We start from the raw sequence: 10,729 nt of genomic DNA, 5'->3' as shown, positions 1-10,729 counted from the left end.
AGACTGTTCAGTTTAAAATGGTCCATCAGACTCCGTTTGCACAAGTCATCGTCAAAATACCAGGACTCCAGAGAATATACGGTGATGCCAAGCCTGTTTTTCAGATCATCAATATCCATACCGCTGACATAAAAGGAATGATTGCAGATAATTTCTTTTGGAGAAAATTTAGTGATCTCATCCATTAATTTCCGGGCGGAATCCAGTTCGGTTACAAAATAGTCGCCGGTTGTAATGTCAGAAATGGATACGCCGTATCTGTCGGCCATATAGACGATACACATCAGATAATTATTACGGGTTTCATCCAAAGCCTGGGTATTTAAATTGGTCCCGGGAGTTACGATACGCAGAACCTCTCTTTTTACAATTCCTTTTGCCATTTTCGGGTCTTCTACCTGCTCACAGATTGCAACCTTATAGCCTTTTGCCACCAGTTTAGTTAAATATCCGTCAACAGCATGATGAGGAACGCCGCACATAGGCGCCCGCTCCTCCTGTCCACAATTTTTTCCTGTTAAAGTAATTTCCAGTTCTCTTGATGCAGTGATTGCATCCTCAAAAAACATTTCATAAAAGTCACCAAGGCGGTAAAATAAAATACAATCCTTGTATTGTTCCTTGGTAGCCATATATTGTTTCATCATTGGTGTTAGTTGTTCCACGCTTATGTTCCTCTCTATCTTAGGTACTGTCCCGAAATAACTCGCACACTTTACTGGTCTAAATCTCCGTCAGCACCCTGCAAAAATCCTCAACATAGCCCGCTATGCCTCCGGTTTTTGCAGGGCACTCCCGAAGATTTATCCTCAGTAAATTGCACAAGTTATTTCTGAACAGTTCCTTACTATTTCACCCATGTAATAAAAGCCTTTGCATTCCTTAAGATGTACATTCACGATCTTGCCAACAAGTTCATCGGTACCCGGGAAATGTACCAGAAGGTTGTTGCTTAAACGTCCGGTCATCAAGCTGCTGTCGTGGTCATTCACCTCTTCTACCAGTACCGGGAGAGTGGCGCCGGTGTATCTGGCTGTCATCTCTCTGGAAATCTCCTGCACTTCTTTTAAAAGCCTGTCAAAGCGGTCTTTTACCTGGTCTTCCGGCACCTGATCATCTTTGGCTGCTGCAGGGGTCCCGGTCCGTTTGGAATAAATAAAGGTAAATGCACTGTCAAACCGGACTTGTCTTACCACGTCCAGTGTTTCTAAAAAGTCTTCCTCTGTTTCGCCCGGAAAACCTACAATAATATCTGTGGTCAGAGAGATATCCGGTACTGCTGCACGAAGCCTGTCCACCAGATCCAGATACTGCTCTTTTGTATAGTGGCGGTTCATCTCTTTTAAAATCCTGGAACTTCCGGATTGCAGAGGCAGATGCATGTGTTTGCAGATTTTAGTTGAGTTCTTCATAGTTTCAATCAGTTCCTCTGACAGATCCTTTGGATGGGAAGTCATAAAACGGATTCGTTCAAGGCCTTCAATCTGTTCGATTTCTTTTAAAAGTCCCGCAAAGCTCATGGGCGTTTCCAGGTTCTTTCCATAGGAATTTACGTTTTGTCCCAGAAGCATGACTTCTACCACGCCATCTGCAACCAGTCGTTTGATCTCCCGGACAATATCCATGGGATTCCTGCTGCGCTCTCTTCCCCGCACATAAGGTACAATACAGTAACTGCAGAAATTGTTACATCCAAACATGATATTAATGCCCGATTTGAACGGATACTTCCGCTCGCTTGGAAGATCTTCCACGATTTTGTCCGTGTCTTTCCAGATATCAATTACCATACGGGACGAGTCGTAGCGTGTGGCAATTAACTCAGCAAATTTATAGATATTATGAGTTCCGAAAATCAGATCTACAAAGCGGTAGCTTTGTTTTAGCTTTTCTACAACCTTCGGTTCCTGCATCATACAGCCGCACAGGGCTATCAGCATGTGTGGATTTTTTTTCTTGATGCTGTTTAAGGCACCCAGTCTTCCATACACTCTCTGATTAGCATTTTCCCTGACGGTACAGGTATTGTAAATTACAAAGTCCGCGTGCTCATCTTCGATGATCTCGTATCCGATCTGCTCCAGAATACCGGTTAACTTCTCGGAGTCCCTTGCATTCATCTGACAGCCAAAGGTAACAGTGGATGCGGTTAACCTCCGGCCCAGACGTTCGCTTTGTTCCTGAACCATTTCCCGACACTTTTTTATATAGTAGTACTGGCGGAAAGGTTCTGTTACCGGGGGTTCTTTATTTAAATCTATTTTCTCTAATGCTTCTTCCAATTCTTTTTCCAAATTCATGAATCATACTCCTTGTCATTTCGTACTGGAGCCTGTGTGAAAATGCTTTTTTCAACTGCGCAATTTCCATACATGCTCAAGGCATATGAAAATATTATAACAAAAACCGACAAAAAAAGAAATCATTATTTTTTAGAATATTATTACTGTCCCGCAGCAGGATCATACAGCTGGCACAAAGCAATTTTCAAATACGCTCCAAAAATGAAAAAGGAATCTTTTTAATTTCCTCATAAGTATGGATCTGATATTCCGTATCCAGAGGGAAAACAGCTTCGTCAGCAACGGTTTCTACGGTCAGAGCCAGTTTGTGAAAAACTTCTGAGTAATAGTTTACGGAGTTACCGCCGCTGCTTGCATCCCCGAATTCATCCCCGCTGCTGCCAAGGTCATAATGGGCAAGTGATTGAAGATGCCTTGCCATCCGTTCACTTTCCTTATTATAGGAAGCCGGCATTGCACCCCGGAAATAATAAATGATCTGGCCTCTGGAGTGAAAATCTATGTACCCAACGGAATTTGGAAATTGCCTGAATACTCCGATTAAAGCTTTTGTCTCATTCTCGCTTCCGGGATAAAGCATACGTCCCTGCACACAAAATGATTTGCATGGAAAATTTCGGTTGATATCCACTCCCCTACCGTTAAATTTCCATTCTTCATAGGGGATGTCATCCATTAAAATAGTATGACGGTAGATTGGATTGCGGATGGATTGGTATCCGCATAAAGCGATTTCGTATCCGTCCGGATTCATCAGCGGCAGGAAACAGATGCTGTATGTTTCCATCAGCTTTTTCACGGGCTCCGGATTCATGCAGTAATCCTCGATTATTTTTAACATTAAGATTGGATTAACACTCTCTCTGCCGTGTATTCCGGCGCTGCAAATCAGACATTTGTCAGATGCTCCCATCTGAAGCATTGGTATTTTACGCTCATCGTGGCTGTAACCTATGATGGATAATTTGAGAAGATCAGAATATCGGCATTCCAATTCATAGATGCACTGCATGATTTCTTCATATGTATAAGTTTGATTTAAAGTTACCACATCTGCACACTCCTTCCTCTGGAGCGTGTCTGAAATTTACTTCCTGACAGCTGTACATTTCAGTGTATTCTACATTTGATCGTAAAATGGGGCGTACAGATGGCGGGAATTAATTATCAAACTCGCTCTTATCAGTATATGAAAATAAATCTGCAAATATGACAAAACTCCAGATCAGCTGTTATGATTCGCCAATCTGGAATTTCCTAGTTACTTACGGATTTGTCCGTTTCCGTAAATGATATATTTTGTTGTAGTTAGCGCCAGGAGACCCATCGGACCTCTGGCATGAAGTTTTTGTGTACTAATGCCGATTTCTGCACCAAATCCAAATTCAAATCCATCCGTAAACCGGGTAGAGGCGTTTACATAGACCGCAGCAGCATCAATTTCTTCCAGGAACTTCTGGGAATGGGCATAATCATTTGTGATGATCGCCTCGGAATGTCCTGTATTATATTTGTTAATATGGGAAATGGCATCTGCTATGGAATCAACCGTTTTAACAGACAGGATGTAATCCAGGTACTCACTGCCCCAGTCTTCATCGGAAGCAGGAAGCACACCTGCTGCTGCATCCATCGCAGGTTTATCACCCCGAAGCTCTACCTTTTTTTCGTCCAGGCGTTTTTTCAATGCCGGGAGCAGGGCATTTATTACATCCTTATGTACAACAATGGATTCACATGCATTGCATACACCGATTCTCTGGGTTTTTGCATTGAATATAATATCGATAGCCATATTAAGATCTGCTGTTTCATCTACATAGATGTGGCAGTTTCCGGTTCCGGTTTCGATTACCGGGATGGTGCTGTTGTTCACAACCGCTTTAATTAAGCCGGCACCCCCTCTTGGGATTAGCACATCTACGTACTGGTTTAATTTCATAAATGCAGTTGTGGTTTCCCGGTTACTGTCCTCGATCAGCTGAATGGCATCTTCTGTAATCTTCTGAGCCGCCAGTGCCTTGCGGATTACGGATACGATGGCCTTATTCGAATGGATGGCATCACTTCCGCCTTTTAGTATAACAGCATTTCCGGTTTTAAAGCAGAGTCCGAAAGCATCTGCCGTAACATTGGGGCGGGATTCGTAAATAATACCCACGACACCAAGGGGGACTCTTTTTTGACCGATCATTAAACTGTTGGGGCGCTTTTTCATAGAAAGAACCTCTCCGATGGGGTCTTCTAGAGCCACCAGCTGGGTCAGCCCTTCCGCCATTCCTTCGATCCGTGCCCGGGTCAGCAAAAGGCGGTCAACCAGCCCTTCTTTCATCTGGTTTGCACGGGCTGCTTCAATGTCTTTTTCATTTTCTTTTAATATGGTATCGCTTTCCTTTAAAAGGGCATCAGCTACTGCTTCCAGTGCCGCATTCTTTTTCAGGGTTTCTAATGTCTGCATTGATGGTTTTGCCTCCTGGGCTTTCTGCCCAATTTCCTGTAATGTTGGCATCTTAATCCTCCTCACAATTGTTTTTGCGGTATCCTTACCATTAATCTATGCAAAGTAGCATGCAGCAGGTGTAATCAGTATCTGGGGCAGAATATCGTGTACATCAGACGGGACTGCATCTACTACCTGAAAATCAAAAGCAACTGCTATAGTTTTGTGTTTCTTATGTATACTCAGATACCGGTCATAAAATCCCTTTCCATAACCGCATCTGTGGCATGCAGAATCAAAAGCTACACCGGGAACGATTACCAGTGCATCTTCTTCAAGAGCCTGCTCGGAGGTTTGCGGTTCTGGAATATGAAAATAACCGGGTGCCACATCCTCATAAGAATGGATATAATAATAATCCATATCAGCGCCCTTTACCTTAGGTGCCGCTACACGTTTCTTCTGCCGCCAGGCCTCTTCGATGAGCTCCCTGGTGGAAACCTCTCCGTTATAATCCATATAGACGTAGATACAGTCTGCCTTTTGAAAATCTTCCGACCGGATGATCTTCTGGCAGATTTCATGGCTGTCTGTGCGGATTATTTCGGGAGTTAGCTGTGCACGTTTTTGAAATATTTCTTTTCTAATTTCCTTTTTTTCCATATTTATACCTTGCTATTCCTCAATTATCAGTTTGAAGGTGATTTTCCTCCAAACTTCTCACCTAAATTTACGATGGTGCCGTCTTCTTCCTGCATATCAATATTATTTAACTGGCTTCTTAAATTACTGCGGATGGATTCCACATATTCTCTTCGCAGGTCTGCCTGTTCCTTTTTTTCCGGTTCGGTCAGTCCCTCCGCTTTTGATTTTCTAGCCAGTGCATTGATTCGATCTAACTTTTCCTGATTCATAGATTCAACTCCTTTTGTTTTATATTACTGCATTTCTTCCAGGTAATCAATTAAGTAGAAATCTGCATCGGACTTTGCCAGAAACAGGGTTCCATGATTACGTCCCTGGACTATTTTATGTAGAACATGGAAATCTTCTCCGTTGGCAATTACCATATCCGTACCCGCGGAGGTAGCAATTTTAGCAGCAACCAGTTTAGTTGCCATGCCGCCGGTTCCCACACTGCTGCTGCTGCTGTCTTTTCCCATATTCATTAAATGATCATCCAGTGTTTCTACAATATCGATAAATTTAGCATTGGGATTCTGATTTGGGTCATCGGTAAAGAGACCATCAATATCGGAAAGCAGAATCAGAAGATCAGCTCCCACTAATGCGGCTACGATTGCCGAAAGGGTATCATTGTCACCAAAGCGCATTTCATAGGTAGATACGGTATCATTTTCATTAACGATGGGAATTGCACCAAGCTTCAGCAATTCCTGAAAGGTGTTTAATGCATTTTTACGGCTTAAATTATCTACCATTGTATTTTTTGTCATAAGAATCTGTGCAGCCATCTGTCCGTACTCCGCAAACAGTTTTTGATATATCATCATTAATTTTGCCTGGCCAATAGCGGCACATGCCTGCTTTCTGGCAATTTCATCCGGCTTGGATTCCATGCCTACCGCCTTTGTCCCCACCGCAATTGCGCCGGAAGATACTAGAATCACATCTTTTCCCATATTGCGCAGATCACTTAATTCACGTACCAGAATTTCCAGTTTCGTCAGGTTCAGCGCGCCTGTTTCCTCATGTGTCAAAGAAGAGGATCCGATTTTTACAACAATTCTTTTTTTATCTATTAGTTTTTCACGAATGTTCACTTTGTGCCTCCTTCACTATTTCCAAACTATCTTACACCATTTTTAGGAAATCGTCCAGTGGTCTATGTGGAATAATTCTCTAAAAAATTATACAGCTCACTGAAATCTTCCAGATACTTCCCTTCTTTGATCTCCTCCTGCACACTTTCCGGGAGGCGGTTCATGTGGATGTTGGTATATTCATAAAGGATATCATCCTTTGTACGGTATACGGTTATTTTTCCATTTTCTTCTTTCAGATAGAATTTTCCTTTATCAGAGGCATCTGCGGTTACTTTTTTATCTTTGCTGAATGATACATCTTTCGCCTGCATTTTTAAAATTTCATCCTGCCCGGACTGCAATTCATAGTTATGCGTCCAGCGGTAGCTGGCATAGTAGGCGAAACATAATAAACAGACGCTAAATAAAACGCCGACACTATATTTCCATTTCATAAGATCACTCCTTTGGAAATAGTATCGGCATTCTCAGATTACTTATGCACGTTTATTGTCACTTTCTAGTCAAAAATACGCTTTTTATGGAATTTGTGACTTCGCGGCAGTCGTCAATTGGAACCGCAGGCGCATCCATCCGGCTCATTGCTCACGATAATAAATATTTAAGATTCGGTTCTAAGAGAACCCCTTCTTTAACCGGATAACCGTATTGGTCACCGGACTGTATGCATCTGCAGACAAACTGATGCGCTTCTTCTGCTGCATTTACCAGCTCGTCGCCTTTCATCAGTTTTCCAAACAGTACGCTGGCAAACAGATCACCGGTACCGGGATAGGATCTTCCAGTGCTGGATTTGGATAAAATCTGTACGTCTTTTCCTTGGCAAAGTGCGATGGATTGGGGATAACCCGGTAAAGGGACGCTGGTAATAACACAACTGCGGCATCCTTTTTCCATTAACTTTTCTGCGATGCGTCCAATTTGTTTTTCATCACTGGATTCCAGACAGGGCTCACCGGTTATCAGACAGCTTTCTGTATAATTGGGTGTCACCAGTGTGCTGTGTGGAAGTAACGCCCACATTGCCTGATTATAGGAATCGTCAAAATTCATATAGAAGCTGCCGTGGTCACCCATAATGGGATCAAACAGAACATCTGCTTTGGGAAAGTGCTTCAAAAACTGCAGAACCTCCCGGACCACACGGACATTTCCAAGATATCCAATGAAAATGTAATCAAATGTTATTTGGCTGTTACTAAAATGTTCTGCGGCGTCTTCTACAAAGGATGGCAGGGGCATCATCACCGGTTTGCCGAAACCTCCGGTATGAGTTGACAGAATCATCGTCGGCACCGGGCAAGGCTCGATACCCATTATGGAAAATACCGGAAGTATATTTGTCATAGCAGCTTTTCCAACGCTGCACATATCATGGATTACAGCAACTCTTTTAATCGGTTTCATCTGTTGCCTTTCTATAAAATGCGGCATTTTTTCAATATTGCAACCATCAGGCGGCCTTTTGGCAGCTCCAGAATCTCCCGCTCCCTTATGCCCTTGAGCTTAATCAGACATACACAGTAGACAATTACTCCGATGAGGATTGCAATAATCGTGGATACTGCATTTCCCAGAAACTTATTGAACAGCCATTGCACACCGAATACGATCAGCCCCATAACTGCAGAGGATAAAAGGGGAATTAAAAATGTCTTTTTCAACTCCTGACGGTAATGGAGATGCTTTTTGATGGAAAGGGCATTTAGTATACAGATCACAAAGGCAAAGAATATATTCGCATAGACAACACTGTATATATTCAGAGAAGCTTTTGTTAATAACAGCATCAGTACAAATATATGTAAGACCAGAGCGATCGCTGCATGGATTAAAGGAGCTCTCAACTGATTGAGGCCCTGTAGGATTCCTGTTGTCAGTGTTGACAGCGCAAACAGAACGATCATAAGTGCACCGGCCTGCATGATTCCTGTTGTAAGGGCGCGTCCGTCATTAAAAAGAAGCTTCATGATGGGTGTGGCAAGCGCTGCCATTCCCACCGCACAGGGGATGGTAATCACCATGGTATAGCGGATGGTATTGCGCACTTTAATGGAAGCGTCTTTAAAATCATGATCTACCATTGCTTTTGTCAGGCTGGGAACCACGGAGGGCGCCAGACAGGAAGCCAGTGCCAGAGGTACATTCATCAATACCCGGAATTTACCCACATAGACACCCCAGATGATGGTATACTGCTTTTCCGTATAACCCTGTCCGGATAAAACAGCATTAAAAATACCTTGATCCAATACAGTTATGATGTTGTAGATTACCGTACTTAAAACAACCGGAATGATGGTCATGAGGATTGCTTTGTAAATAAGTGCGTCGGGTTCCAGCCTTTTGGTAGGATCCTGGCGCATCTGCTTTTTGAAATTTCTCTGATAAGAGCTGAATATAACCACAAGGAAAATAAGCGCCACTGCTACGCTGACGACGGTACCCAGAGTACCGCCGGCTGCTCCCAATGCAGGAGGAAGGGAACTATTTCCAAGATTACTCCCTTTTTCCTTTACAATGGATGCTCCGTAATTAAATAATATGCCTGCTGCGGCAACTGAGACTACCGCATTTACAATCTGTTCAATGACCTGGGACACTGCCGTAGGAACCATAGAACCATGCCCCTGATAGAAACCGCGGAATACTCCTGCAATGGCAAAGATAAATACCGCCGGAGCCAGTACGCGCAGTCCATAGGAAGCCATTTCCGTCTTCATGATGTCTTTTGAAATCACGCCTGCCAGAAGGAAGGTTAAAACGGAAACGATACCTCCTGCGATTACCGCAAATTTCAGGGAACATTTAAAAACTTTATATGCATTTTTTTTCTGTCCTAAATGTAACCGTTCTGATACCAGCTTGGATACAGCCAGAGGAAGGCTGAAGGAGGATACCATCAACAGAATGGTGTAGATTTCATTAGCTGTTGAATAGTAACTGTTTCCTTCATCTCCCAGAATATTTGTAAGGGGAATGCGGTAAATCATGCCTATAATTTTGGCAAGAATAGAAGCTACCGCAAGAATTGTACCCTGCACTAAAAACGAATTACTCTTCTTCTTCTTTCCCACGTCATACCTCGTTTATCTCATGTTTTATTCCCGCGGGCAACGAGCCAAACGGACATGCTGGGCTTCCATTTGGCGACTGCCGCGAGGGTCAAATTACCCCAATGCTTGCAACGGGGTACTGAATTTTTCACTACTGAATTACTACATTGCTTTCATAATTTTTCGGTACGATGCAGACCCAGGTCTTGCCCTGATTTAATACGATCTCTTTGCCGGAGGCATCATAGTATTTTGCAGGCCCCCATTCATCATCTTTCTTCCAGGTTCCTTTTTGGTAAGTACCGTCTGAAAATACAATAGCATTTCCACCTGATTTTGTATCTATGTTCAAATAACCGTTATCGTCATAATTTTCTACTTGTGAATACTGGAAAATGACGTTTTTAAATGCCAGCTGTTCATCGGTAAGCTGATCAATCTGCTCTTTTTTATACTGGGAACGGTAGTAAAGCTTGTCCTCTGTATTGTAATCAAACCAGGGTTTGTTGATCTGGTAAGCAGGCTCGATATGCTGGGCGGAACCATCTGTATATGTGATTTCTTCGCCGTCCTTGGCAAATTTATAATGCCCGGTATAATCATCTGCTAATTCGGTGCTGTAACCCTTGTTTTCAATGGCCTTATTAATTCCTTCTTCGCTGATATATACATTGTGGGGAGAGGGCCTGTCTGAGGAACGGTAGAAAATATCTTCTCCTGCGTATCCCTTCAACTTGCCGGCTTTTTCCTGGTACTCCAGTCCGCTGATGTTATTAACCCGGTCTGAATTTAATAAATCAAAAGCGTAAACAGCCTGTCCAAAATGGGTATAAATGGCATCAAATTCCAGGGCATACCGAACATAATAGTCACGGCAGCTTCTCACGGAACCGATCTTTTCCATATCCTTGTAATCTTCAAAGATTCCCATGAGACGTGTTAATCCGCCTTCTACCGGCGCTTCGTATACGATGCCTGCACGGGCAATCCCTGCCTGGGGGCATGCGTCTATGATATTGTTCAGCATAATCGCAATCGGACGCTTATATGCAAGATTGACATCGGTTAATGCTCCTGTCAGATAACTGTGCACCTGCCCCTGGGCATTGGGTGTCTCACGTTTGGAATTCTGATCCTCCGAAT

The 10,729-nt window shown here is 43.1% G+C and carries 11 protein-coding genes and 1 pseudogene; 1 reads left to right on the top strand and 11 read right to left on the bottom strand.

Features of this window, described 5'->3' with window-relative positions; genetic code table 11:
• The 3 genes and pseudogenes from ACH2DQ_RS00740 to ACH2DQ_RS00730 form a co-directional block, all read right to left on the bottom strand.
• Nucleotides 1–647 (bottom strand): annotated as a pseudogene (locus tag ACH2DQ_RS00740) (DNA mismatch repair protein MutS); the annotation flags it as partial.
• A 162-nt stretch (nucleotides 648–809) separates the two neighbouring features.
• Nucleotides 810–2,300, bottom strand: coding sequence for a tRNA (N6-isopentenyl adenosine(37)-C2)-methylthiotransferase MiaB (miaB, locus tag ACH2DQ_RS00735; RefSeq protein ID WP_394911286.1), 1,491 nt, complete (start codon nucleotides 2,298–2,300; stop codon nucleotides 810–812).
• Between the two features lie 187 nt (nucleotides 2,301–2,487).
• A complete protein-coding gene (locus tag ACH2DQ_RS00730) occupies nucleotides 2,488–3,354 on the bottom strand; it encodes a M14 family zinc carboxypeptidase (protein ID WP_394911287.1) in 867 nt (288 codons plus the stop codon).
• Between the two features lie 75 nt (nucleotides 3,355–3,429).
• Between ACH2DQ_RS00730 and ACH2DQ_RS00725 the strand changes: the two genes are divergently transcribed.
• Complete coding sequence (locus ACH2DQ_RS00725) at nucleotides 3,430–3,516, top strand: DUF6783 domain-containing protein (RefSeq protein WP_394911456.1); 87 nt, start codon at nucleotides 3,430–3,432, stop codon at nucleotides 3,514–3,516.
• Nucleotides 3,517–3,564: 48 nt separating this feature from the next.
• Here the strand turns inward: ACH2DQ_RS00725 and ACH2DQ_RS00720 are convergent, their stop codons facing one another.
• From ACH2DQ_RS00720 to ACH2DQ_RS00685, 8 genes are all read right to left on the bottom strand, one after another.
• Nucleotides 3,565–4,812 carry a glutamate-5-semialdehyde dehydrogenase gene (locus ACH2DQ_RS00720; protein ID WP_395025089.1) on the bottom strand — a complete coding sequence of 416 codons (1,248 nt, stop codon included), beginning with the start codon at nucleotides 4,810–4,812 and terminating at the stop codon, nucleotides 3,565–3,567.
• Nucleotides 4,813–4,857: 45 nt separating this feature from the next.
• A complete protein-coding gene (locus tag ACH2DQ_RS00715) occupies nucleotides 4,858–5,406 on the bottom strand; it encodes a 5-formyltetrahydrofolate cyclo-ligase (protein WP_394911289.1) in 549 nt (182 codons plus the stop codon).
• Nucleotides 5,407–5,432: 26 nt separating this feature from the next.
• Complete coding sequence (locus ACH2DQ_RS00710) at nucleotides 5,433–5,657, bottom strand: DUF896 domain-containing protein (RefSeq protein ID WP_394911290.1); 225 nt, start codon at nucleotides 5,655–5,657, stop codon at nucleotides 5,433–5,435.
• Nucleotides 5,658–5,681: 24 nt separating this feature from the next.
• Nucleotides 5,682–6,527 carry a glutamate 5-kinase gene (gene proB / locus ACH2DQ_RS00705; protein ID WP_394911291.1) on the bottom strand — a complete coding sequence of 282 codons (846 nt, stop codon included), beginning with the start codon at nucleotides 6,525–6,527 and terminating at the stop codon, nucleotides 5,682–5,684.
• 62 nt (nucleotides 6,528–6,589) lie between these two features.
• Nucleotides 6,590–6,964 carry a hypothetical protein gene (locus tag ACH2DQ_RS00700; protein WP_394911292.1) on the bottom strand — a complete coding sequence of 125 codons (375 nt, stop codon included), beginning with the start codon at nucleotides 6,962–6,964 and terminating at the stop codon, nucleotides 6,590–6,592.
• Nucleotides 6,965–7,115: 151 nt separating this feature from the next.
• Complete coding sequence (locus ACH2DQ_RS00695; protein ID WP_394911293.1) at nucleotides 7,116–7,937, bottom strand: pyridoxamine kinase; 822 nt, start codon at nucleotides 7,935–7,937, stop codon at nucleotides 7,116–7,118.
• Nucleotides 7,938–7,948: 11 nt separating this feature from the next.
• Nucleotides 7,949–9,607 (bottom strand): polysaccharide biosynthesis C-terminal domain-containing protein, encoded by a 1,659-nt coding sequence (locus ACH2DQ_RS00690; protein WP_394911294.1) that lies wholly within the window; start codon nucleotides 9,605–9,607, stop codon nucleotides 7,949–7,951.
• A gap of 130 nt (nucleotides 9,608–9,737) precedes the next feature.
• Nucleotides 9,738–10,729, bottom strand: a 992-nt coding sequence (locus tag ACH2DQ_RS00685; protein ID WP_395025084.1) for a DUF3048 domain-containing protein, incomplete at its 5' end; no start/stop codon positions are given.

The organism is Robinsoniella sp. (assembly GCF_034124845.1).
Note: the sequence above shows the minus strand (reverse complement) of the source record. Positions and strands in the feature narration are given on the sequence as shown.

Excerpts from the sequence above, each read along its gene's own strand:
- miaB (WP_394911286.1), bottom strand. The coding sequence starts at position 2,300 with ATGAATTTGGAAAAAGAATTGGAAGAAGCATTAGAGAAAATAGATTTA.
- ACH2DQ_RS00720 (WP_395025089.1), bottom strand. The coding sequence starts at position 4,812 with ATGCCAACATTACAGGAAATTGGGCAGAAAGCCCAGGAGGCAAAACCA.
- ACH2DQ_RS00715 (WP_394911289.1), bottom strand. The coding sequence starts at position 5,406 with ATGGAAAAAAAGGAAATTAGAAAAGAAATATTTCAAAAACGTGCACAG.
- ACH2DQ_RS00710 (WP_394911290.1), bottom strand. The coding sequence starts at position 5,657 with ATGAATCAGGAAAAGTTAGATCGAATCAATGCACTGGCTAGAAAATCA.
- ACH2DQ_RS00700 (WP_394911292.1), bottom strand. The coding sequence starts at position 6,964 with ATGAAATGGAAATATAGTGTCGGCGTTTTATTTAGCGTCTGTTTATTA.
- ACH2DQ_RS00695 (WP_394911293.1), bottom strand. The coding sequence starts at position 7,937 with ATGAAACCGATTAAAAGAGTTGCTGTAATCCATGATATGTGCAGCGTT.